At 43.0% G+C, this 22,004-nt stretch carries 34 protein-coding genes and 4 pseudogenes; 25 read left to right on the top strand and 13 right to left on the bottom strand.

The genetic code is table 11. The features are described 5' to 3' along the window. Nucleotides 1-86: 86 nt before the first annotated feature. The 11 genes and pseudogenes from F6K64_RS04610 (at nucleotide 87) to F6K64_RS04650 (ending at nucleotide 7,957) form a co-directional block, all read left to right on the top strand. Nucleotides 87-656 (top strand): Pvc16 family protein, encoded by a 570-nt coding sequence (locus F6K64_RS04610; protein ID WP_287264945.1) that lies wholly within the window; start codon nucleotides 87-89, stop codon nucleotides 654-656. A 38-nt stretch (nucleotides 657-694) separates the two neighbouring features. Next, a complete protein-coding gene (locus F6K64_RS04615) occupies nucleotides 695-1,561 on the top strand; it encodes a hypothetical protein (RefSeq protein ID WP_287256434.1) in 867 nt (288 codons plus the stop codon). 24 nt (nucleotides 1,562-1,585) lie between these two features. After that, on the top strand, nucleotides 1,586-2,962 hold the full coding sequence (locus F6K64_RS04620; protein ID WP_287264946.1) for a phage tail sheath family protein: 1,377 nt from the start codon (nucleotides 1,586-1,588) through the stop codon (nucleotides 2,960-2,962). Nucleotides 2,963-3,253: 291 nt separating this feature from the next. Further along, nucleotides 3,254-3,715 (top strand): phage tail protein, encoded by a 462-nt coding sequence (locus F6K64_RS04625; protein WP_287264948.1) that lies wholly within the window; start codon nucleotides 3,254-3,256, stop codon nucleotides 3,713-3,715. A 167-nt stretch (nucleotides 3,716-3,882) separates the two neighbouring features. Next, nucleotides 3,883-4,365: a phage tail protein gene (locus F6K64_RS04630; protein ID WP_287264949.1), complete on the top strand. Its 483-nt coding sequence runs from the start codon at nucleotides 3,883-3,885 to the stop codon at nucleotides 4,363-4,365. A gap of 2 nt (nucleotides 4,366-4,367) precedes the next feature. Continuing rightward, the gene (locus F6K64_RS04635) at nucleotides 4,368-4,532 is read left to right on the top strand and encodes a DUF5908 family protein (RefSeq protein ID WP_287264951.1); all 165 of its coding nucleotides are present in this window, start codon (nucleotides 4,368-4,370) and stop codon (nucleotides 4,530-4,532) included. Nucleotides 4,533-4,541: 9 nt separating this feature from the next. After that, on the top strand, nucleotides 4,542-5,228 hold the full coding sequence (locus F6K64_RS04640) for a CIS tube protein (RefSeq protein ID WP_287264952.1): 687 nt from the start codon (nucleotides 4,542-4,544) through the stop codon (nucleotides 5,226-5,228). A gap of 6 nt (nucleotides 5,229-5,234) precedes the next feature. Continuing rightward, a complete protein-coding gene (gene vgrG, locus F6K64_RS04645) occupies nucleotides 5,235-6,869 on the top strand; it encodes a type VI secretion system tip protein VgrG (protein ID WP_287264953.1) in 1,635 nt (544 codons plus the stop codon). Further along, a pseudogene (locus F6K64_RS38065) lies at nucleotides 6,865-6,978 on the top strand (hypothetical protein); the annotation flags it as partial. The gene vgrG and the pseudogene F6K64_RS38065, both read left to right, overlap by 5 nt. Then, nucleotides 6,950-7,096, top strand: a pseudogene (locus F6K64_RS38070) (hypothetical protein); the annotation flags it as partial. The pseudogenes F6K64_RS38065 and F6K64_RS38070, both read left to right, overlap by 29 nt. A gap of 189 nt (nucleotides 7,097-7,285) precedes the next feature. Beyond that, entirely contained in the window at nucleotides 7,286-7,957 is a 672-nt protein-coding gene (locus F6K64_RS04650) for a Uma2 family endonuclease (protein ID WP_287264955.1), read from the top strand. 194 nt (nucleotides 7,958-8,151) lie between these two features. Here the strand turns inward: F6K64_RS04650 and F6K64_RS04655 are convergent, their stop codons facing one another. Then, a complete protein-coding gene (locus F6K64_RS04655) occupies nucleotides 8,152-8,409 on the bottom strand; it encodes a hypothetical protein (protein ID WP_287264956.1) in 258 nt (85 codons plus the stop codon). Here F6K64_RS04655 and F6K64_RS04660 point away from each other — a divergent pair, their 5' ends adjacent. Continuing rightward, on the top strand, nucleotides 8,410-8,817 hold the full coding sequence (locus tag F6K64_RS04660; RefSeq protein ID WP_287264957.1) for a GPW/gp25 family protein: 408 nt from the start codon (nucleotides 8,410-8,412) through the stop codon (nucleotides 8,815-8,817). A 245-nt stretch (nucleotides 8,818-9,062) separates the two neighbouring features. After that, nucleotides 9,063-9,332 carry a hypothetical protein gene (locus F6K64_RS04665; protein ID WP_287264959.1) on the top strand — a complete coding sequence of 90 codons (270 nt, stop codon included), beginning with the start codon at nucleotides 9,063-9,065 and terminating at the stop codon, nucleotides 9,330-9,332. A gap of 10 nt (nucleotides 9,333-9,342) precedes the next feature. On the opposite strand, the gene F6K64_RS04670 is transcribed toward F6K64_RS04665, so the two are convergent. Further along, nucleotides 9,343-11,433 (bottom strand): ATP-binding protein, encoded by a 2,091-nt coding sequence (locus F6K64_RS04670; RefSeq protein ID WP_287264960.1) that lies wholly within the window; start codon nucleotides 11,431-11,433, stop codon nucleotides 9,343-9,345. Between the two features lie 73 nt (nucleotides 11,434-11,506). On the opposite strand from F6K64_RS04670, the gene F6K64_RS04675 reads away from it, so the two are divergent. Continuing rightward, entirely contained in the window at nucleotides 11,507-12,910 is a 1,404-nt protein-coding gene (locus tag F6K64_RS04675; RefSeq protein WP_287264962.1) for an eCIS core domain-containing protein, read from the top strand. 164 nt (nucleotides 12,911-13,074) lie between these two features. Here F6K64_RS04675 and F6K64_RS04680 read toward each other — a convergent pair whose 3' ends face one another. The 5 genes and pseudogenes from F6K64_RS04680 to F6K64_RS04700 all read right to left on the bottom strand — a co-directional run bounded on the left by F6K64_RS04680 (nucleotide 13,075) and on the right by F6K64_RS04700 (nucleotide 15,335). Next, nucleotides 13,075-13,245: a hypothetical protein gene (locus F6K64_RS04680; protein ID WP_287264964.1), complete on the bottom strand. Its 171-nt coding sequence runs from the start codon at nucleotides 13,243-13,245 to the stop codon at nucleotides 13,075-13,077. A gap of 39 nt (nucleotides 13,246-13,284) precedes the next feature. Next, a pseudogene (locus F6K64_RS38730) lies at nucleotides 13,285-13,687 on the bottom strand (REP-associated tyrosine transposase); the annotation flags it as partial. A gap of 15 nt (nucleotides 13,688-13,702) precedes the next feature. Beyond that, nucleotides 13,703-14,221: an RNA-guided endonuclease InsQ/TnpB family protein gene (locus F6K64_RS04690; RefSeq protein WP_502708027.1), complete on the bottom strand. Its 519-nt coding sequence runs from the start codon at nucleotides 14,219-14,221 to the stop codon at nucleotides 13,703-13,705. Beyond that, nucleotides 14,187-15,047 carry an RNA-guided endonuclease InsQ/TnpB family protein gene (locus F6K64_RS04695; RefSeq protein WP_287264968.1) on the bottom strand — a complete coding sequence of 287 codons (861 nt, stop codon included), beginning with the start codon at nucleotides 15,045-15,047 and terminating at the stop codon, nucleotides 14,187-14,189. The genes F6K64_RS04690 and F6K64_RS04695 overlap by 35 nt, the downstream gene beginning before the upstream one ends. Nucleotides 15,048-15,146: 99 nt before the next feature. Beyond that, nucleotides 15,147-15,335: a hypothetical protein gene (locus F6K64_RS04700; protein ID WP_287264970.1), complete on the bottom strand. Its 189-nt coding sequence runs from the start codon at nucleotides 15,333-15,335 to the stop codon at nucleotides 15,147-15,149. Nucleotides 15,336-15,785: 450 nt separating this feature from the next. On the opposite strand from F6K64_RS04700, the gene F6K64_RS04705 reads away from it, so the two are divergent. Next, nucleotides 15,786-16,088, top strand: coding sequence for a DUF433 domain-containing protein (locus tag F6K64_RS04705; RefSeq protein WP_287264972.1), 303 nt, complete (start codon nucleotides 15,786-15,788; stop codon nucleotides 16,086-16,088). 23 nt (nucleotides 16,089-16,111) lie between these two features. Here the strand turns inward: F6K64_RS04705 and F6K64_RS04710 are convergent, their stop codons facing one another. Next, nucleotides 16,112-16,246: a hypothetical protein gene (locus F6K64_RS04710; protein ID WP_287264974.1), complete on the bottom strand. Its 135-nt coding sequence runs from the start codon at nucleotides 16,244-16,246 to the stop codon at nucleotides 16,112-16,114. Nucleotides 16,247-16,457: 211 nt separating this feature from the next. Between F6K64_RS04710 and F6K64_RS04715 the strand changes: the two genes are divergently transcribed. From F6K64_RS04715 to F6K64_RS04725, 3 genes are read left to right on the top strand one after another with little or no spacing between them, the layout of a single operon-like run. Further along, nucleotides 16,458-16,886 (top strand): hypothetical protein, encoded by a 429-nt coding sequence (locus F6K64_RS04715; protein ID WP_287251678.1) that lies wholly within the window; start codon nucleotides 16,458-16,460, stop codon nucleotides 16,884-16,886. Continuing rightward, on the top strand, nucleotides 16,880-17,344 hold the full coding sequence (locus F6K64_RS04720; RefSeq protein WP_287251679.1) for a DUF7689 domain-containing protein: 465 nt from the start codon (nucleotides 16,880-16,882) through the stop codon (nucleotides 17,342-17,344). Before F6K64_RS04715 ends, F6K64_RS04720 begins: the two co-directional genes overlap by 7 nt. Before the next feature lie 3 nt (nucleotides 17,345-17,347). Further along, entirely contained in the window at nucleotides 17,348-17,488 is a 141-nt protein-coding gene (locus F6K64_RS04725) for a hypothetical protein (RefSeq protein WP_287251680.1), read from the top strand. Between the two features lie 27 nt (nucleotides 17,489-17,515). Here the strand turns inward: F6K64_RS04725 and F6K64_RS04730 are convergent, their stop codons facing one another. Beyond that, nucleotides 17,516-17,983 (bottom strand): hypothetical protein, encoded by a 468-nt coding sequence (locus tag F6K64_RS04730; RefSeq protein ID WP_287264976.1) that lies wholly within the window; start codon nucleotides 17,981-17,983, stop codon nucleotides 17,516-17,518. Here F6K64_RS04730 and F6K64_RS04735 point away from each other — a divergent pair. From F6K64_RS04735 to F6K64_RS04770, 7 genes and pseudogenes are all read left to right on the top strand, one after another. After that, nucleotides 17,971-18,135 carry a BrnT family toxin gene (locus F6K64_RS04735; protein WP_287264977.1) on the top strand — a complete coding sequence of 55 codons (165 nt, stop codon included), beginning with the start codon at nucleotides 17,971-17,973 and terminating at the stop codon, nucleotides 18,133-18,135. The two genes, F6K64_RS04730 and F6K64_RS04735, sit on opposite strands and share 13 nt — an antisense overlap. 53 nt (nucleotides 18,136-18,188) lie before the next feature. Continuing rightward, a complete protein-coding gene (locus tag F6K64_RS04740) occupies nucleotides 18,189-18,476 on the top strand; it encodes a BrnA antitoxin family protein (protein ID WP_287251683.1) in 288 nt (95 codons plus the stop codon). Nucleotides 18,477-18,663: 187 nt separating this feature from the next. Next, complete coding sequence (locus F6K64_RS04745; RefSeq protein ID WP_287264979.1) at nucleotides 18,664-18,786, top strand: hypothetical protein; 123 nt, start codon at nucleotides 18,664-18,666, stop codon at nucleotides 18,784-18,786. A 190-nt stretch (nucleotides 18,787-18,976) separates the two neighbouring features. Then, a pseudogene (locus F6K64_RS04750) lies at nucleotides 18,977-19,560 on the top strand (Uma2 family endonuclease). A 375-nt stretch (nucleotides 19,561-19,935) separates the two neighbouring features. Further along, nucleotides 19,936-20,142, top strand: coding sequence for a hypothetical protein (locus tag F6K64_RS04760; RefSeq protein WP_287264983.1), 207 nt, complete (start codon nucleotides 19,936-19,938; stop codon nucleotides 20,140-20,142). Next, a complete protein-coding gene (locus F6K64_RS04765) occupies nucleotides 20,139-20,399 on the top strand; it encodes a ParE family toxin-like protein (protein ID WP_287251686.1) in 261 nt (86 codons plus the stop codon). Before F6K64_RS04760 ends, F6K64_RS04765 begins: the two co-directional genes overlap by 4 nt. Before the next feature lie 59 nt (nucleotides 20,400-20,458). Continuing rightward, nucleotides 20,459-20,770 carry a hypothetical protein gene (locus F6K64_RS04770; RefSeq protein WP_287263412.1) on the top strand — a complete coding sequence of 104 codons (312 nt, stop codon included), beginning with the start codon at nucleotides 20,459-20,461 and terminating at the stop codon, nucleotides 20,768-20,770. A gap of 22 nt (nucleotides 20,771-20,792) precedes the next feature. On the opposite strand, the gene F6K64_RS04775 is transcribed toward F6K64_RS04770, so the two are convergent. The 4 genes from F6K64_RS04775 to F6K64_RS04790 form a co-directional block, all read right to left on the bottom strand. After that, nucleotides 20,793-20,915 (bottom strand): hypothetical protein, encoded by a 123-nt coding sequence (locus tag F6K64_RS04775; RefSeq protein WP_267872082.1) that lies wholly within the window; start codon nucleotides 20,913-20,915, stop codon nucleotides 20,793-20,795. 29 nt (nucleotides 20,916-20,944) lie between these two features. Further along, on the bottom strand, nucleotides 20,945-21,175 hold the full coding sequence (locus F6K64_RS04780) for a hypothetical protein (RefSeq protein WP_009149621.1): 231 nt from the start codon (nucleotides 21,173-21,175) through the stop codon (nucleotides 20,945-20,947). 133 nt (nucleotides 21,176-21,308) lie between these two features. Further along, the gene (locus tag F6K64_RS04785; protein ID WP_287251688.1) at nucleotides 21,309-21,482 is read right to left on the bottom strand and encodes a hypothetical protein; all 174 of its coding nucleotides are present in this window, start codon (nucleotides 21,480-21,482) and stop codon (nucleotides 21,309-21,311) included. Beyond that, complete coding sequence (locus F6K64_RS04790) at nucleotides 21,475-21,792, bottom strand: DUF433 domain-containing protein (RefSeq protein ID WP_287264984.1); 318 nt, start codon at nucleotides 21,790-21,792, stop codon at nucleotides 21,475-21,477. Before F6K64_RS04790 ends, F6K64_RS04785 begins: the two co-directional genes overlap by 8 nt. Nucleotides 21,793-22,004 lie beyond the last annotated feature (212 nt).

Genomic DNA, 22,004 nt, shown 5'->3' on the forward strand with positions numbered 1-22,004 from the left:
GCTATAATCTTCGATTTAGCGACGGGAGTATCAAAGTCTTCTGGTCAAGATTATCCTCCAATTATTAGGCGGGATAGATACTAGCTATGTTGGAACATGTTCTCTCGTTTCTTAAGGAACAACTCAACAGCTACATCCGAGTAAAAACCGGAGGTCAGGCTTTTGAGGTCTTATTTCTTCAGGATCGCAACGGGAAAGAAGTTTCCTTAGAAGAGAATGCCATTACTACCTTATTAGTTAACTTAGAAGAAGACTATACCTTTCGTTCTGGTGCTGCCTATGACAGGATGCCTAATCAGGGGGGGAAGCAGCAAAACAACCCTAATCTTTACCTCAATTTATACGTTCTATATGCTGCTAATTTTACTAATTACAGCCAATCTTTAAAGTTTTTGTCCCTAATTATCAAATACTTTCAAAGTCATCGGTTATTTGATTGTCGTAACTCTCCAACCCTCAGTGCTGAGATCCAAAAATTGACCATCGAACTGGTTAATTTGCCTTTTACTGAACAAAGAGAGGTTTGGTCTGGTTTAGGCATGTCTTATATGCCTTCAGTCATTTATAAAGTCAGAATGGTTGTCTTTGCCGATGGGGATACGGTGGAAATTGGCTCTGATGTAACTGATAGGGAAGTTAGTAGTTCAAGAATCTAGTATCGCCGCCAAACTCAAACCCAAGGGTCATCTAGATTATGCTTTATAAGCAACTCTTTGAATTAAGTATTCTTCACGACTATTATCGGGATAAAGTCTGCCCGGACTTAAGTGTTGAACCAACACCTGAATGTAGCAGGGTACTTAGGGGTCATCGTCTGATTGTTAAGAATAAAGTTAACGGAATAGTGGTCATTACCCCAGTATATTCAGAAAATTCAGAAAATTCAGAAAATTCAGAACAGAAACCCTGGGTAGAGCTTGCTGATAATTTGCAGTTTACTTTTATATTAAAACTCAAAAATCAAGATTTTATAGATTTCACAGATATTGACTGGAAACCCGTTGATAATGTTAGTTATCATTTTAGTAATGAAAATAATAATGAAAATAAAGCGTCAGATTTAGATATAATTCATACTCAATGGTGTTACATAAAAGTGCCCAGGGTACAAACTATTTTTGGCATTGTGGATATTTATAATAACTCCTCCATGTCTAAAGATTTGAATCAGGGGAGTGACTATAAAATCACCTTTAACGCCAAAAAACAACCGTGGTACTATTACCTGGTAACGGATCAGTTAACTAATGGCGATGAATTCTTGATTGAAGATAAAGATCCGACCAGGAAACCAGAAATTAAATTTACTAGATCTACGAGTGCCGACGCTAAAGAAACAGATCCAATATTTTCTGCTCTTAACCAACAATTTCCTGAATCTCAACAATATTGCTTTAAATCTGACTCAGAAATTGCTTGTCAGGAAGCTGGGAGACAAAACATTCAACTTTTAATAAAGAAAAAGAATGAACTTGGCGATCCCTCTGTGTGGATTGATCATTTACCTAATCCCCCTAATCATAACGGAATTAAAGTCATTAATGCCCTGAAATACCTATAAAAATTGAAACCTAAGGATTGAACCATGGTAACGTATAAAACTCCTAATGTTTATGTCGAGGAAATTTCTACATTTCCCCCTTCAGTCGCTGAGGTATCTACAGCGATTCCAGCTTTTATCGGTTACACAGAGAAAGCTGGAATAGGCGACCAATTAAAGAATAAACCCACTCGAATTAGTTCACTGCTTGACTATGAAACTTTGTTTGGCAAAGCTCAAGCAACCAGCTTTGAGGTAACAACAAAGGTTGATGATACAACTAAGGCCGAGGTAATTACTAGCATTGACACTCCTGAACTCAAGTATTTAATGTATTATGCTTTGCGCCTGTATTTTGATAACGGTGGAGGCAGTTGTTACATTGTTTCGGTAGGTGATTATAGTCAAGATAAAGATAAAGGTAAATTTGAGGACGGATTAAAAGCTTTAGAAAAAGAAGATGAACCCACCTTAATCCTGCTTACCGATGCGGTAAGTTTAGGTGATACCAATTATTACGGACTTTGTCAAAAAGCTTTAGAGCAATGCAATAAATTAAAAGATAGGTTTGCCATTTTCGACGTTCTGAAAGTTGATGGATTCCGAGAGGGAATTGGCACAGATTATTTAAAATATGGCGCAGCTTATTATCCCGACCTCCAAACATCACTCAACTACTATTACACCGATCATTCTGTAACTATCAAGGGAGGTGGAGGAACCACCGATACAGGAGGAACCACCGATACAGGAGGAACTACTGAATCAAACCTGAGTAACAGCAAAACCAAGAACACCGATATTTATAACAAAATTAAAGCTGAACTAGCTAAACAGCGAGTTGTATTACCTCCAAGTGCTGCTGTAGCAGGGGTATATGCCAGGGTAGATCGGGACAGGGGAGTTTGGAAAGCACCTGCTAATGTCAGCTTGGCATCGGTACTTGCGCCTACGGAAAAAATTACCAACGAGGAACAGGAAAATCTCAACGTTGATCCCACCGCTGGTAAATCCATCAATGCTATTCGCAGTTTTACCGGAAAAGGAACTTTAATTTGGGGAGCAAGGACTTTAGCGGGTAATGACAATGAATGGCGCTATATCCCTGTGCGCAGACTGTTCAATCTCATTGAAGAATCGATTCAGAAAGCCACTGCATTTGTGGTCTTTGAGTCTAACAACACCATCACCTGGCTGAAAGTGAAGTCCCTAATTGAAAGTTATCTAGAGGGATTATGGCGACAAGGTGCCCTGGCTGGTAGCACTCCTGAACAAGCTTTCTTTGTTAATATTGGACTGGGTAAAAGCATGACAGCACAGGACATTTTAGAAGGACGGATGATTGTGGAAATTGGTCTGGCACCAGTTCGTCCAGCTGAGTTCATTATCCTGAAATTCTCCCATAAATTACAGGAAGCATAGGGGGAATTAAAAATTAAAAATTAAAAATTAAAAATTAAAAATTGTAAGCATTCAGTGGTCAGCGGTCAGCGGTCAGTGGTCAGCTTATTTTATTCAAAAGCACCGATTGCGCTACGCGCATTAGCTGTTCGCGTAGCGTGCGCGTAGCGCTTAAGCTGATAACTGATAACTGATAGCTGATAGTTGATAGCTGATAACTGAATGCTGATAACTGAATGCTGAATGCTGAATGCTGAATGCTGAATGCTGAATGCTTAAACTAAACCTAAAGTAATTAAGGAAACATAAATCATGGCAACCACACCAGAAGAAATAAAAAACAGCTATCCAATTCCGGTATTTCATTACCGAGTCACCATAGAGGGAGATGATGCCCACGCTTTCTCAGAGGTATCGGGATTAAGCATTGAATACGAAACCATTTCTTATCGAGATGGCATGAGTTATAAAAATGGGGTAAAGCATATGCCAGGATTAAGCACTCCCGTTAACCTAACCCTACAAAAAGGAATTGTCAGAAAAGACAGCTATTTATTGGAATGGATTAGTAGCGTTCGATTAAATACCGTCGTAAAGCGGGATGTCAGGATTGACTTGTTAGACGAGTCAAGTGAAGCAGTTGTCTCCTGGACAGTTATAGATGCTTTCCCCAAGAAATTAGATGCACCGTCATTTAATGCCACTAGCAACGAAGTCGCCATTGAGAGTTTAGAACTAATGGCTAGCGATCTCAAGGTTGATTATTCAGGATAATCATTAGACTTCGCGGCAGTTGTCGGGAACAGGGAATAGGGAACAGGGAACAGTGGACAATAATTGAAAATAACACTATCGGACAAATAACTATTTTTGCAAGAGGTCTATTAATTCAAAACTCAAAACCCAAGGTTGACAAGCTGATTAGTGATGGCAGATAAGTGATGGCAGATAATTTCCCCATTCCGGAACTTACTTTCACTGAAAATCCCCCGGTTGGATTTAATTTTATGGTCGTCTTTTTCATTGCCGGAATTGTGCCTAATCCCTTAGATATTCGCTTTCAAAAGGTATCGGGGATTTCTGCGGAAATAAGCACAACGGACATCCGTGAAGGGGGTGAAAATATTTTCAGACATCGTTTGCCTAATCAGGTTACCTATAATAATCTGGTTTTAGAAAGAGGAATGGTGATTGGCTCTCCTCTGAATATAGAGTTTAACGTTGCTATGAGTACCATTAAATTTGCTCCCAGCAATGTCTTAGTCATTTTGCTTGATGAAAACACTGCTCCTGTTTCTAGTTGGTTATTTAAGAGAGCTTATCCAGTAAAATGGACGACATCTGACCTAGATGCTAATGCCAATGCTGTGGTTATAGATACGATGGAATTAGCCTATGCCAGATTTAAAAGTGTGAGGATTTAGCTATGCCAGTGGAAATCAAAGAATTAATTATTCGTGCCAACATTGTGGATAATAGTGATGCTAATTCAGAATGCCAGATTGAAGGGACTTCTGGACAGAAACAAGAAATCATTGCTGCTTGTGTGGCACAGGTACTAAAAATACTGGAGCGGAAAAAAGAGAGATAAGAAATAGATATGCTCAAAAATACTTTCAAACTAGAAAAGCTAAAAATTAAAGTATTCAGCAAAAGGCGGAGAAAAGAAACTGATTATATCGATACTTTCGAGGTCATGTTCAACCCTGAATCTTATTCTTTGAACTATGAAAATACTTACGATTCAAAACAAGGTTTGAATTCGAGTGGGAAAGAAGTGAAATATCTTCTAAGTAAACCAAGTCAGTTATCTCTGAAGTTACTCTTTGATGACACAGGTGTAGCAGATTATGGACTTTATGGGAGGAAAGATGTCTATACGCAAGTAAAAAAATTCCGCGAACTAACAACTAAAATGGCAGGGAAAGAGCATGAACCATACTTTCTGATTATTCATTGGAGTCGGCTTTATTTTAAATGTAGGCTTAAATCTTTTGATGTTAAATATACTCTATTTAACCGCAGTGGAGAGCCAATCAGAGCAGAGCTAGATGCCTTATTTGTTAGTGATCTTGATGATTATGAGCGGGTTAGATTAGAAAATAAAAGCTCACCCGATCTCACCCATACTAAAACAGTAAAAGCTGGAGATAAGTTGCCTTTGATGGCTCAAGAGGTATATGGTAACTCGGCTTATTATATCCAGCTTGCCCGTGCTAATAATCTCAATAACATCAGAAAGTTAAAAACAGGAATAACTATCAATTTACCGCCAATAGAGAAGTAAAAAATAATGAGTGGTGTTGTCACAGCAACAATTTTGAGTAAAGGTAAAAAAATGAACCCTGAATATAATGTCATGTCGATTGACATTATCAAAGAGGTGAATAAAATCCCGATAGCTCAAATCATTTTATTAGATGGTGACGCGGCAGAACAAGAATTTGCTATTAGCAACACGGAGTTTTTTAAACCAGGCAAAGAAATTGAAATAAAGCTTCGCTATGAAGGGGAAAAACAAAAGGAAGCAACAGTGTTTAAGGGAATTATAGTTAGACACTGTGTGCAAGCCGATCGATATAGTTCTCTGCTCACTGTTGATTTAAAAGATGCAGCATACAAACTAACCACCCAAAGAAAAAGTGCTGTCTTTCGAGATATGACAGACAAGGATATTATCGACAAAGTCATCAACACTGGGAGGTTAAAATTCAAATCTACTGCTACAACTCAACCCAAGCATAAGGAAATGGTGCAATATTACTGCACTGACTGGGATTTCATTTTATCTCGTGCGGATGTCAATGGTCTGTGGGTTTTAGTTGATGATGGCGAAATTACTGGGGTCGAGCCTAATCTAAAGAAAGCCAAACATAGCTTTGAGTATGGCATTGATGAAATTTACGAGTTTGAAATGGAAGCTGATATTTGCGATCAGAAAGCGTCGGTAGAAAGTACAGCTTGGGATATCAAAACACAGAAATTATTACAATCACAAAAAGCGAAAGAGTTTTCTATCACCCAGGGTAATTTAAAAGGAGATAAATTAGCAAAAACAATTGGTGCAGACAACTATCAATTAATCAGTTTAGCGACCTTAGATGACCAGGAAGTAAAAGCTTGGGCAGATGCCAAGTTACAAAAAAGTCGTCTGTCACTGTTTAAAGGTCGCTTCAAAGTACCTGGATTTGCTGATATTAAACCAGGAGATAGTATAGAAATTGCGGGAATAGGAGAGCGCTTCAATGGTAAAACCTTAGTAACCGCTATTCGTCACCAAGTTACTACCCAAGGCTGGCAGACCGATGTACAATTTGGCTTGTCAGCTAGCTGGTTTTATCAACAAAATAATGACATTATTGATACACCAGTAGCGGGATTGATTCCAGCTATCCATGGGTTGCAAATTGGGATTGTGGATAAGTATGAAGCGGATCCAGATAAACAGTTTAGGGTAAAAGTCAAAATCCCCTCAATTGAAACAGATGGTATTGTTTGGGCAAGATTAGCTTCGGTTGAGGCTGGTAATAAAAGAGGTATTTTCTTTAGACCTGAAACCGGCGATGAGGTTATTCTCGGTTTTATCAATGATGACCCTAGACAAGCCATAATTCTTGGTGCGGTGCATAGTGGTAAAAATGCTTTGCCGCCTGGTTTGACAGTAACCAACGAAAATAATAAGAAAGGAATTGTCACTAAAGAATCCCTTAAAATTATATTTGATGATGAAAATAAGTTAATCGAAATTAGTACACCCAAAGGCAATACCTTAAAATTATCCGAGCAGGATAAAGGGATTAAATTGGAAGATGAAAATGGTAATACAATAACGATGGATAATCAAGGAATTAAAATAAAATCAAGTAAGGACCTTGTGATGGAGGGTAAATATATCAAGATTAAAGGCTCGAGAGTGGATATTAATTGAGCTAAGAAGCAAGGTAAGCTATCAGCGGTCAGCGGTCAGCGGTCAGCGGTCAGCGGTCAGCGGTCAGCGGTCAGCGGTCAGCGGTCAGCGGTCAGCGGTCAGCGGTCAGCGGTCAGCGGTCAGCGGTCAGCGGTCAGCGGTCAGCGGTCAGCCGTCAGCGGTCAGCGGTCAGCCGTCAGCTGATAGCTGACCGCTGTTCGCGTAGCGTGCGAAGCGCGATCGCGTAACCAACCAAAATCCCGAGGGTGTGTTAGCAATAGAGTAACCCACCAAAGTCAGTACGTAAGCATTCAGCTATCAGCTAATGCGCGTAGCGCAATCGGTGCTTTTGAATAAAATAAGCTGACGGCAATAAAATAAGCTGAGGGCTGACGGCTGACGGCTGAATGCTTACGTCAGTACTGCTAAAAAAACCCATGTCTCAAACCATTTTAAAACCCAAAACTACAATTCCACCCCTCGAAAACGGTGATCAACTTACTCAGGTTGAATTTGAACAGCGTTATGAACAAATGCCTGATGTCAAAAAAGCGGAATTAATCGAAGGAATTGTTTATATGGCATCACCCTTAAGAATGACCCAACATGCTAATCCCCATGCTCGTATTATGACTTGGTTAGGTACATATTGGTCAGCTACACCAGGGGTAGAAGTGGGAGATAATGCGACTGTACGTCTAGATGCCGACAATGAACCTCAACCGGATGCTTTACTAAGACTAACGGTAGATGGACAATCAAGGATTAGTGAAGACGGCTATGTAGAAGGTGCGCCAGAATTAATCGTAGAAATAGCAGCCAGTACGGCCTCTATTGATTTAAATGATAAATTAAAAGCTTACCGACGTAATCAAGTTCAAGAATATTTAGTTTGGCGGGTTTATGACGGAGAACTTGATTGGTTTCGGTTAAGGGAAGGAAAATATATTAAACTAAACCCGAATGATAAAGGCATTATCTGTAGTGACTACTTCCCTGGGTTATGGTTAGCCCAAGATGCTTTACTTACCGGAGACTTAGGCCAAGTATTAGCCATTTTACAGGAGGGATTAAAATCACCGGAACATGAAAACCTAGTTAAGAAATAGGTAAGCATTCAGCTATCAGCCGTCAGCATTAAGCTATCAGCATTCAGCTATCAGCATTCAGCTATCAGCATTCAGCTCTGGGCTCTGGGCTTTGAGCAAAGAGCTTTTAATTCAAACAAGTAAGCATTCGTTTAATCTTTGTTACGTCAGCTGAGAGGTTGTCTGAGAAGTCTCATTTGCTACATCCAAGCCCCCTAAATCCCCCGAGCGAGCAATCCCTCGCTCGGGGGACTTTTAGCAGCAAATTGATTCTTGTTCCCCCCAAGCGAGGGATTGCTCGCTTGGGGGGCTAGGGGGGCAAAATTCAGTATAAAAAAACTTTTCAGATATCCTCTGACGGCTGACGGCTGACGGCTGACGGCTGACGGCTGACCGCTGACCGCTGACCGCTGACGGCTGACGGCTGACGGCTGATAGCTTACAGTACTATTAAGGCAAGAGGCAAGAGGCAAATGGAAGAAAACAGCTCTTTTTTAGGGACAGGATGGAGTTTTCCCCCTACATTCAACCAGGATACAGGAACGGTTGAGATGGTTTCTGATGAAGAGGATATTGTCCAAAGTTTGGAAATTATCCTGTCAACCCGTCCAGGGGAACGGATTATGCAGCCTGATTTTGGTTGCGAATTGAGTCAGTTTCTGTTTGAGGAAATTACTCAAGGGTTAATTACGGGAATAAGAGGCACGATTTCTGATGCTCTGTTGAACCATGAGCATCGTATAGATGTAGAGGAGATAACTATAGAGGACAGTGAAATAGAGGGATTGTTGTTAATAAGTATTACCTATACGGTGCGAGTCACTAATTCTAGGTTTAACCTCGTTTATCCTTTTTATATTAATGAGGCACAAACGGTTTGAGTAATTAAAAATTAAAAATTAAAAATTAAAAATAAAGTAGCTTGTAGGGTGGTAAGCATTCAGCCGTCAGCTGTCAGCCGTCAGCTGTCAGGTAGTTATTGTAGGGTGGGCAAATGGCAGTACCTCATTAGGATATAAACTCTATAGTTATTGTAGGGTGGGCAAATGGATAGGATTCCTGATTACATGGTCAGAGGGTCAGCATTTGCCCACCCTACGCCTACTGATCTTTTCGAGCGGGCAAGATGCCCACTCTACTCCTCCCCGCGCCTTGTAGGGTGGGCAAATCGACCCGATTCCTGATTACATGGTCAGAGGGTCAGCATTTGCCCACCCTACGCCTACTGATCTTTTCGAGCGGGCAAGATGCCCACTCTACTGTGACTCCCCGCGCCCGGGCCCCACTTTTCGAGCGGGCAAGATGCCCACTCTACTGTGACTCCTCCCTATTACCTATTACCCATTACCCATTACCCATTACCTATTACCTATTCCCTATTCCCTATTCCCATTAACTCCCCACAACTAAAACCACCCTTCAATCTCTTCGTTTGTCAACATTTTCTTCAACTTTTGATATTCCCGTTTTGTGGCTTCATAGATATGTTCCATGTTCACGGCTTCATCGGCGGCGGCGGCCAAAAAAGCGGCATTAAGGGCAATATTGCGAATATTTCCGCCAGCTACTTTTAGTTGACCGAGTTTCTGGTAATTTAAGTTTTGGGTTGGTGTCATAGTCGGAAAAATCCGCTGCCAAATTTGGGTACGGATTTCGGGTCCGGGAAACGGAAAGGAGACCACAAAGCGAATGCGGCGCTCAAAGGCACTATCGAGAGCGCTTTGGAAATTGGTGGTCAAAATAGCTAAACCTTGATAGGCTTCCATTCTCTGCAGCAAATAGCTGACTTCGATGTTAGCGTTGCGGTCGTGACTGTCTTTAACTTGGGTACGCTTACCAAACAGGGCATCGGCTTCGTCAAACAGCAGAATAGCACTTCCGGTTTCTGCGCAATCAAAGATCCGCCGCAGATTCTTTTCGGTCTCTCCAATATATTTACTGACAACTCTACTTAGGTCGATGCGATAAAGAGAGAGGCGAAATTCGTTGGCTAATACCTCTGCTGCCATGGTTTTACCAGTTCCGCTAGCACCGTAAAATAGGGCGCTGATGCCCAAACCCCGGTCGCCTTTGTGGGCGAAACCCCATTCCTGATAGACTTTATACTTGTATCTCAGATGAGTGGCAATATCCCCAAGAAGCAGCCGTTGTGGGGTAGGTAAAACCAGATCGTCCCAGGTAGCCGTAGCATTGATAGGTTGCGCTAAGTGTTCTAATTGATTACGGCTGATTTGGCGGCATAAATCCCATAATTGAGTGGGTTGGTGGGTTTCGTCTCTGAGATTTTTGCCCCCTAAATCCCCCAATTCTGGGGGACTTTGAAATCTGTCTCCCCCAGGTTCCCCTCCTGGGAGGGGGTAGGGGTGGGTTAGGGCGCTAGGGGGGCTAGATCCGGGATTTTGTGGGAATTTTTGATTTTGAATTTTGAATTGATCACAGGCGGCTTGAATACTAGCACTACTGAGGTTAAACTGAACGGCGATGCGCTCAAGTTGACCGTTAAGTTCGGCTGCTGCTGACCCTATATGGCATTCCCACAGGTCATATTGTTCCTGGTGGCTCAATGGGGGGATGTCAACGTTAACAACAGTCCGCTTACAGTCAATTTTTCGGTGATTGCAGCTGAGGATTAAACGAGTATTGTTACTATCAATAAATTGGCTCAGAGCATACTCCCGCCCTGGCTCAGAAAAATTATAACTATCGCAGTCAATAAACAGGACACTATTGCTTAGTATTGCTTCCCTTTGCCAACGCATCGCGAGTTGGTAGACCAACTGGGGGTTGGTGGTCAGAGCGGCAGGGTCGAGAGTTTGTAACTTTAACCCCAAACCCTGACAAGTGGCGGAGGCAATTTGGTATTTAGTGCTTCGATCCGAGCGAGATAATTGCACCACGGGATAGCTATTTGTCCCCTCGCCCCCAGACCAAATGGTGATCAATTGCGACCCTATACGTAACTGAGAGGTAGGCAAAATAAGAGGGTTGGTCTGAGGCGGTATGGGAGTGATCTTGCCTGCTAATTGCTGGTCTGTGGCATCGTATCCTAACAGAAAGCAGAGGATTTGCTGGTCAATATGGAGGGGGGATAGGGTCTGGATCAATCCTGGTTCTATCTGGAGCAGTTGCCAGTATTGTAAAGGGCTTTGGGGAGAAAGGACATGCCAACTGGCTCCGGGAAGGGCGTCCATAGCTAAACTTAGAGTAGGATAGTTTTTGTGAGGATGATTTTTTTGGGCTTTGGCCACCAAAGACTGGAACATAGGTTCTATTTCCATGCCCACGCACATGAGCAGGATATCCCTTTCAAATGGGGTTAGATTGAAGAGGAAACAAAGTTGAGCCAGGGCAGAGGTATCGTCAACAATTTCCGTAACGCTTTGTTGATTTTCTTTACCTTCTATGTATTTTTCTAAATAGTTACGAACTCGGGCGATTTCTTGTAACAGAGAACTAAAATTAGTGTGATACCAGTTGGTTTGAGTTTGGGGTGCCATGTCGCGCTCCAGGAAGAGGGTGGGATCGACTGATATTGTTTTCTAATAGGGTACTTGGTAAAAGGAATAAAATATGCGCACTCATACCTATAAACCGAAATCTTCTCACTCTTCCTCGTGGACAATTGCTCAGAAAAAGAAAGACTCCAGACCGAAAGGTTATAGAGAAATATTGGAAGCAGAAGAAAGGGAGTGGAACGCGGAAGAGGCGGTCGGGGAATGGGGAAGTATGAGTGCTAATGTGATGCGCACCTTAGAATCAGGACAATACCAGCCGGAAACGGGAAGGAGAGAAATGGGGCTGCAAGGGAAGTTTTCTTTTGGACAGCCGGGAGATAGAAGCAGGCAAGGGGCGAATCACGGTGGGCAAATGGTAGTGCAGCCGAAAAGGAATATGGTGCAGCGAGCAGCACAACCGTTGACGGGGGATTCGTTGACCTATGGCGAAAGCATGAGGGAACTGAGTAGCAAAAAAGAAAACAAAACTGGCTTGCCTGATCGCCTCAAGGCAGGCATAGAGAACCTCTCGGGCTTTTCGATGGATGATGTGAGGGTGCATTACAACTCGGAGAAACCGGCACAATTGCAAGCACTTGCCTATGCACAGGGGACGGAGATTCATGTGGGGCCGGGGCAGGAGAAGCATTTGGCCCATGAGGCGTGGCATGTGGTGCAGCAGAAGGAGGGAAGAGTCAAAGCAAGAAAGTACTATAAAGGTATGGAAATAAATGACGAAGTGGGGTTGGAAACCGAGGCGGAGGAGAAGGGAAGGACTGTCTTGAGTAAAATGCGTCCCCGTGGCAGAGCGATGGAAGCCCAATTAGGGAGAGTGGCAACTACCTTGGGCAACCAAAAACAGAAAGGTGCGGAGAATCCGAAAACCCCCGGCCAAGTTATTCAGTGCGTTACATTCATGATCGGAGAACCTAGCGAGTCAGGTGATAAATTCCCGGCGTTAGCGGCCTCGTTATTGGAAAAGCGAACTAATGAACGAGCAAAATCATTTCACAGCACAGACTATAAATATGAACAGAAAAAATCTTTTTGGCCAAGATTCACTAAGCAACGGGGCAAGGAGGAGGTGTACATTATAGGCCACGGTTATACAGACCAAGTCAGTGGGTTAGACGCGAATGGCATAACCAGAAGGCTTGGCGAAATGGGTCTGAACTCGGAAAATATAAGTAAAATCATATTAGTGTCATGCGCAACCGGAGCCAAAGATACGGGTGTAAGTGGTGAAACAATAGCGCGAGACTTAGCCGGACAAATGAATGTGGATGTGTATGCGCCTACGCATCTAATTTCGGTGATTTCTAACTTGGATGAAAATGTAGACAAAAGTGGTTTCGCAGCAAAAAAGCCTTACAAATTCACGGTAAGAAACACAGAAGTCGAGGTCGTGAGTGGCAAAGGACTACAAAAGTTCGAACCAAATGGAAAAGGTTACGCTCCGCCGTATGGGCTTGCCGAATGACCACATAGTTTGAAACCGTTGAGTTGCCAAGGATTATGAATGGCGAGCGCTGATCTGGTAGGGTGGGCAAAAGTGCGATCGCACTTGTCGGTTGTTCAAATGGACATAATTCCTGATGTAATTGCCAAACTCTCATAATTTGCCCACCCTACCCTACGGAATGCCTACGCCTCTGTGGTTGGTTGGGTTAAAGCCATGTAATGCAACAACCCAAAACCAAACAGACTCACCCCATCCACCCCACTTCTAACCCACCGCCACCAATGGTTAAGTGCGATCGCTCTTGTCGGGTGGGCAAATGGAGATGATTCGTGATCAATTGGTCTTTCATTCATTATTTGCCCACCCTACCTCACGTTCATTATTTGCCCACCCTACTCCCCTGCTTTATCTTCTAAATCGCGAAAATCTAGAACTTGTGGTAAATTCCTCCCACAACAACACCCCCAATCGGGTCGATACTTGCCTCGCTCCACCCATTTGTGAAAACTGGAATATTCCCACAAATGTGGACAAGACACCAAACCATGCTTAACCGGATTATAGTGAATATAATCGTTTAGGTCGGTGTAAATCATGGTCATTACGAATTGTATGCTCCCAAAACCGACGTTGCCAGACATTGCTTTCTCGATGCTTACGACGAGAAGGGGAAACATCACCAGATAATGAGCGTTTTCCCGGTAAAGAGCGGGTAAATAACACCTTTAACCGAGAGACTCGCTGAGAATAATTAGAATCATCCGGTGGTAACGACCAGATAAAATGAAGATGATCCGTTGACACTCCCCGTCAATCGCGGAGCGGGGATTCTTCACTCAACGACCCAGCTTGCTGAACCTGATTCGCCGTAGGCGACGCTTCGCGAACGGAATCAAGAACAGTAGAGGCCAAATCTCCTGAAGCGTTTGGATTTAGAATCCAAGTTCCGACGTGCCCCGTCGTACTTATAGCTCGATTTCGGATATTGATAGCGGCATTATGGTCTCTGTCTAACTGGCAGCCACATTTACAAATATGAGTCCTAGTAGATAGGGACTTCTTGACGACCTCGCCGCACTCAGAGCAGTTTTGACTGGTATAGGCAGGATTTACTGCAACAGTTATCCTGTCAAATTTAGTGCCAAAGTGCTCTAACCATTTCCTGAATTGATACCAACCAGCGTCATTAATAGATTTAGCGAGACAGTGATTTTTTACTAGATTCTTAACCCTTAAATCTTCGTAGGCGACCAAATCGTTAGATCGGATTACGCAACGTGCCGGAGACGAAACCTTAGAAGAGTGCAGCCTTACAACAAAACCTGCCACCTTTGATGCATAGCCTATCAACTATAAAGGCTGCACTCTTCTTGCGGTAACTTCTAACCAGTCTCTTGGCATGTTCTTCACGTTGCCTACTTATTTTAAGGTGTTGCCTGCCTAATCTGTTAATCGCCTTTCTGCGATTGGATGAGCCTTTCTTTTTCCGGGAAACCCGGCGTTGATAAAACTTCAAGCGTCTCTCCCCTTTTCTGTAGAATCGGGGACTGGGTTCGGAGTGACCGTTGGAATCTGTGTAGAACTCTTTGAGTCCTACATCCAACCCAATCATTTCGCCTGTGTGCTCTACTTCCTCTTTTACGTTGACCGCAACACAAAATTGAACGTAGTACCCATCAGCTCGCTTGACTATCCGAACCCGGTTAATTTGCTTCTTGTCGAAGCGCCACAAGTCCCAGGTGCCCTTTAGCTTAAGCTTCCCAATCCCTTTTTTGTCTGTGAATGTTATCGACTTTTTGTCAGGGGATAATTTCCATCCTGACTTTTTGTACTCGACCGACCGAGCACGCTTTTGGAACTTAGGAAAACCCTTTTTGTCTGGGACTTTTTTCTTACAGTTATCGTAGAAGCGAACAATCGATGACCATGCCCTCTCAGAGGCAGCCTGACGGGCTGTAGAGTTTAATTCATTAGCAAAAGAGAACTCTTTAGCCAGGATTTTAGAGTACCTACTAAGGTCACTTTTTCCCGTTCCTTTATTATCCAGCCATAAACTAATACAGCTATTTCGGATAAACTTGACCGTCCGGATAGCTTCGTCTATAGCTGAATATTGGGACTCTTTGCCTTTGGCTTTAAACTCTAATATTATCACCGAATATCGACCTATTTTGATATACATTTATATTAACATGTTTGTATAAAACTATCAAGTCTGAGCCCAAGAAAAAGCCGTCGAACGAAGGACGGGGCTTTAAACCAAAATTTTCGGTAAAACAACGGCTGCTGTGATGTCAAAGGGTTTTTCTGTCCGCATTTTTGCCATCGCCTTCCGTAACCGAGATATATTCTCAACATCTGAAAATAGAGGAATACGGCGATAAGTGACTAAAGTCAGAAAAAATACTCCTCCTGGCACATAAGAACGACGATAGTTCGACATATTGAGATATTGATGGTGGCGAGCATCCTCTGTTTCAGTTTAATCCCGATTCAGAGTAGGGTGGGCATTGGTCGATAAGCACGCTATCAAATGGTATTAGAATGATAATTTGCCCACCCTACAACTCACCTTGTCGGGTGGGCAAATGGGCATGACACTATGATGAAATTGCCAAACTTTCATGATTTGCCCACCCTACCCGACGGAATGCGATCGCACTAAAGTCAGAAAAAATACTCCTCCTGGCACATAAGAACGACGATAGTTCGACATATTGAGATATTGATGGTGGCGAGCATCCTCTGTTTCAGTTTAATCCCGATTCAGAGTAGGGTGGGCAAATGGGGATGAGCACGCTATCAAATGGTATTACAATGATAATTTGCCCACCCTACAACTCTGAATGCGATCGCACTATATTTTAAAATAAGGGAAAAACCCCCCATATCTATGGTCGAAACCCCTTGGCAACCCTTACCGACATTGGCTTGCCTGATCACAACTGATCCCAATAGTAATCGTCCAGTCATTGCAGGAACTCGAACCTCTGTGCGCCGAATTGCTGGCCTATATAATCAAGGTAACAACGCCGAAGAAATAGCCAGACGATTAAATCACCTAACAATCACTCAAATTTATGCTGCATTAACTTATTATCATGCTAACCGTCAGGAAATAGACCAAGATATAGCAGCCGAACAAACTGCCTATGAAGAACTCGCCAAACAACATTATCAGGCAACCAAACCCTAAAAATGACACAAATTCGTCTTTATTTAGATGAAGATACCATGGATAGCGATCTGATAACGGCCTTGCGTCTTCGCAACGTGAATGTTGTCTCGACAGGGGAAGCTCAAGGGAGTAGGGAGTAGGGAGTAGGGAGTAGGGAGTAGGGAATATAGCATCAAAAATTCGGCTCTTCCGTACTTGTTATGTTAAATCAACACTTTGGCACAGGGAGCAGGGAGCAGTGCGATCACACTCTTGTAGTAGGGTGGGCAAATGGATATGATAACTGATCAATTGGTATGACGTTGATTATTTGCCCACCCTACCCCACATTCAGGTTTGGTGGGCAAATGGATATGATAACTGATCAATTGGTATGACGTTGATGATTTGCCCACCCTACCACACATTCAGGTTTGGTGGGCAAATGGACATGATAACGGAACAATTGGTATGACGTTGATGATTTGCCCACCCTACCCCTACTTACAACCACAAAATGGAGAGAAAATGTCCCTAATTCAAGAAGATATCGAACAAACGTTTAGGCAACTCGTTGACCAGTGGCGGGAAGAAACCAGAGGAATTTCATCAACCACTCAAGCAGCTATGCATCCTGCTTATCAACAAATTATTGGCATGGGAAAAGAAGCAATTCCGTTATTATTAAGGGAACTTGAACAAAAATCTGGACGGTGGTTTTGGGCTTTAAAATCCATTACTAGAGAAGATCCTGTTCAAGAAGAACATCAGGGGAATACTCAAGAAATGATCAAAGCATGGCTAAATTGGGGAGTCCGTAACGGTTATAAATGGTAGGAAATGAGGCGTGGTTATCGCAAGTCAGACAATGGATTGAAAGGGATTATCCTAATTTAGCCTCTACAAATTATCACATTACCAGTGCTGTGGCTTGGGCGGCTGAAGATACTCAAAGATGGTGGTGGCCAGATCCAATGAAAGAGAGTTATTGGCCCGTTAATGTTCCAAGAGTTGAGACACTTTTGGCTTTTATTAAAGCTTTTGAAACTCTTGGTTATGTAATCTGTGAAACCCCGGATTTAGAAGAAAATTATCAAAAAATAGCCATTTACATGTTAAATGGTCAACCCACTCATGTGGCTAGACAATTATTAAACGGAAAATGGACGAGTAAATTAGGACAGGATGAGGATATTGAACATGATACATTAGAAGGGTTAACTGGAGAAAGATACGGTCAAGTCGCCCAAGTTATGAAGCGAAAAGTAGGTAGTAGGGTAGGCATTGGTCGATGATTGGTGATCAAATGGTATTACTTTGATTATGTGCCCACCCTACCCCAGATTCAGAATTTGCCCACCCTACTCTACTACCCAACTACCGAACCGAATGCGATCGCACAACCGCACCGAATGCGATCGCACAAGCGCGGAAGCTGAGGCCGTAGGCCACGCTTTGCGAAGGCTTCATCCCGTAGCGTGGCCTACGGCCAATCGCTGATCTTGTTTGGTGGGCAAATGAACATGACACTTTGATGAAATTGCCAAACCTACATAATTTGCCCACCCTACTGTCGTAGCTACGGCCAATCGCGGATCTTGTTTGGTGGGCAAATGGTCTTGGGTTCGAGATGAAATTGCCTTCCGTTTAGTATTTGCCCACCCTACCCGCTCCGAATGCGATCGCACTACATAATTTGCCCACCCTACTGTCGTGGCTTGTTTGGTGGGCAAATGGTCTTGGGTTCGAGATGAAATTGCCTTCCGTTTAGTATTTGCCCACCCTACCCGCTCCGAATGCGATCGCACTAAAGCAACATTTAAGGCTTGCCACGCCACACCATGAATCTTGACTAGACTTTCTGTTATACATATATTATATGTATGACCTTTGAATATGATCCAAGAATTGCAAAAACCAATTGGCAAAAGCATGGTGTTTCCTAAGCGAAGCTGAAATGGTGTTTTTCGATCCCCTTGCCATTCATGACATTGATCCAGATTCGATTACTGAAGAACGTTTCATCGAGCGCGGGAATAGGAAACTCTGGATTACCATTGGTCGTTGTATATACCATGCGCGGTGAGGTGATTCGACTAATTTCTGCTCGTCGCGCCACAAAACAGGAGACAAAAGCTTATGAGAAAGGAATATGATTTTTCTAAAGGAAAACGAGGAGCTGTAATTTCTTCTAAAGGAAAAACACGCATTACTATTTATCTCGATGATGAAATTCTTGCCAATTTTCGAGAACAGGCCGAAACGGCTGGAATTGGTTATCAGACTCTAATAAATGAGGCTTTAAAAAAACATCTCCAGTGCCCTTCTGAGCAACCTCTCACCCAAGGGGATCTACGCCGTATTCTTCGTGAAGAATTATCAGTGCGATCGCGTAGCGTGGCCTATGGCCAATCGCCGCTCAAGTAGTGCGCGATCGCACTCTTGTAGTAGGGTGGGCAAATGGACATGTACACGCGCTCCTATTGGTATGACGTTGATGATTTGCCCACCCTACCCAACTACCCAACTACCCAACCGAATGCGTACGCACAACCGCACCGAATGCGTACGCACTACCCCGATGAAAGCGCAATGGTAGGGTGGGCAAATGGACATGATAACTGATCTTATTGCCTTCCGTACAGAATTTGCCCACCCTACCCAACTACCGAACCGAATGCTACCCAACTACCGAACCGAATGCGATCGCACTACGCCGATCTACGCCGATCTGTAGTAGGGTGGGCAAATGGGCATGACACTATGATTAAATTGCCAAACTATCATGATTTGCCCACCCTACGCCGATCTATTATGAGCTGGGAACAGTGGAAAAGAATTGACGTAAACACTATCATAAAAATACTTTGGCAAGAGGTCTATTTGTTGGATAGGGATAATTTTTGCATTCTTCAGCTAACTTAATTATGCAATCACCTAGCATTACTAACTCCTTAGACACTTTTCTCCAACAACCGAATATAGAAGCATCTCCTGCTTGGGAATTCATCCATGGACACCCGAAGCAAAAGCCTATGCCAACATTGTTTCATTCCCGCCTCCAACGCAACCTCGTAAACGCCATCAACAATCAAACCCATGCTTGCGTTGCGATTCAAGAACTCCGGTGCATCATTCCTCCCTTATCCCCTGTACCAGATATTGTCGTTGTTAAAAGCGTCCGCCTCAGGGATGAAGATGGCCCCCTGCAAGGTTCACCAGACTGGTTAATTGAAATTCGCTCCCCTGACCAAAGCACATTAGACCTACAGAACAAAATTTTGCACTTTAGGTGCGCTTTCCGTTGGCGAATTAAATTCGCCACGGGTCGCACCTCTTGAGCAACGGGACTCAGCTGGCTTGGCTAATCGATATTCAGCGACAGCAAATCTGGGTTTGGGAAAACCAGGAGCTACCACTGGTGTTTGCCGGAACTGACATACTCCCGACCCTTGACACTATCTCAGACTTTACCGTAGACGCAATAATTGGAATGACCCGACAGCGATAATGTAAGTATTCAGCTATCAGCTTTAGCCGATAAAGTAGGGTGGGCAAATCGACAGGATTGTTGATATTATTGCCTTCGCTACAGAATTTGCCCACCCTACCCAACCGAATGCGAACACACTATCAGCTTTAGCAAAGGGAACAGCGGATCTGGGAGTAGGGAGTAGGGAGTAGGGAGTAGGGAGTAGGGAGTAGAAATATCTCTCATTTGAGATTTATTTTAAACATTAGGCTGACGGCTGACAGCTAACCGCTGATGGCTGAATGCTTGCGCGATAACTCAGTGCGATCGCTCTTTTTGGGTGCAAACCATTAAATGTAAACAAATAAGTAGTCCCCGGTATAATTTGAATAGATCTGTACAAAATTAGGGCTTATGAATAAGAGTGACTTAGGAGAAATTGAACGTGCTGTCAGTCAACTGTCTAGTGAGGATCTCGCCAAATTTCGGAATTGGTTTGCAGAATTTGATGCAGCAAATTGGGATCGACAATTTGAAGCAGATGTTGCGGCTGGTAGGCTAGATGCACTAGCAGACAAAGCACTGAAAGATTTACAACAAGGAAATTGTACTGATTTGTGAAACATCTTGCTACACCAGATTTTGGGTATTATTATCGACAGCTACCATCGGAAATCCAAGAACTTGCCGATAGATGTTACGAGTTGCTCAAACAGGATCCTCGATATCCCTCACTACATTTCAAGAAAGTAGGTCGGTTTTGGTCAGTTCGAGTGGGTTTACACTACAGAGCGATTGCGGTAGAAAAGGATAATGATCTAGCTTGGTTTTGGATTGGAACACACGCCGAATATGACAAAATATTAGGCTCAAAGTAGCGATCGCCTGGTGCGATCGCTCTTGTCGGGTGGGCAAATGGACATGATTCTTTATCAAATTGTCAAACTCTCAGAATTTGCCCACCCTACAGTGCTTTCAACCTTCAATATCCCAACCTTCAACCTTCAACATCCCAACCTTCAACCTTCAACATCCCAACCTTCAACCTTCAACATCCCAACCTTCAACATCCCAACCTTCAACCTTCAACATCCCAACCTTCAACCTTCAACCAACTAACCTTCAACCTTCAACATCCCAACCTTCAACATCCCAACCTTCAACCTTCAACATCCCAACCTTAAAAAAAATAGCCGCAGAAATACTATCCACGGCTAGGAATGTTACCTTATGTCATTCAGTTTTATAACCTATCCAGACGTGCTCCTATGTTATTGGACCGGATGGTTTGGCCAGGGGGAAAACCCCCCAGCAATGTCTTGATGCAGTCGCTCATGGGGGAAACCCCCAAGACCGTAATGGTGCGTTTTCCGTAGGCGAATTAAATTCGCCACGGGTCGCACCTCTGCATCGCTTTAACGTTTTAACGGAGCCTGAAGTACTTGGTCATAATTGTTATGAATTCTCCGGGAACATCCGTCCGCTGCAGAGGACTCCACTCGGATATTTGGGCGTAGCCCATTGCATACAGGGCATGCATGGTATTAGTTACTGCCTTGCGGTCGCCCTTTAAAATGTGCTGAACACGGATTTTTTTGTTGGAAGAATCCTCTGGATTGTTGTCTGGATTATTAGTTGGAAATTCTGATGGCATAAGGGTAACCTTTTGCTTTTTGTTTACAAATATAATCGTAATGATTATAATTTAATTTGTCAAGGGTTTTTATAATTTTTTTTTTGAGGGAGAATGTAAATAAATGCGATCGATAGCTATCAGCTATCAGTTATCAGCTATAGCAAAGGGAGTAGGGAGTAGGGAGTAGGGAGTATTGAGACTCATCACTTTTAGTTCTCAACTGTACCTCAACCGTAGTTGTTACATCAATTCCACGATGGCGTAATTCCCGGGCAATTACCGATTTAATATGCTCATCCAAATGATAACGAATCCTTTTACTCACCCTTTAAATTCCTAAGTTTTTCCTGTAATAAAGAAGGGTTATTTTTAGCAAAATCCTGAGCAAATGCTTCACCTTCTGCCCTACGAATTTCCAGTTCTTCTCGATGATCGTAATAATAGGCCATTGCCGCATGAACCGAAGCTAGAGATAAATTATAATTTTGAGCAATATCTTCAAGAGATTCTGACAGTTTTAGATAGCAATTGACAATATCAATAACAGCTATCCTTGTTCCCATAATGCAAGGTTTACCGAAGCGAATTTCGGGATTAATACTAATATGTTCTGTACTTACTTGTGTCCTAGTCATTTTTTGATTAGATATCCTTTTAATTCAATTATAGCAGTTTTCAATTAGGTGTTGTACAAAGTGCGATTGGCCGTAGGCCACGCTACGCGATCGCTTTTGTAGGGTGGGCAAATGGACATAATTCCTAATCAAATTGTCAAACTCTCAGAATTTGCCCACCCTACCACTAATAGGTGGGCAAATGGACATGATTCGTGATCAAATTGTCAAAC

This window comes from Moorena sp. SIO3A2, from assembly GCF_010672265.1.
Lineage (GTDB): Bacteria > Cyanobacteriota > Cyanobacteriia > Cyanobacteriales > Coleofasciculaceae > Moorena > Moorena producens.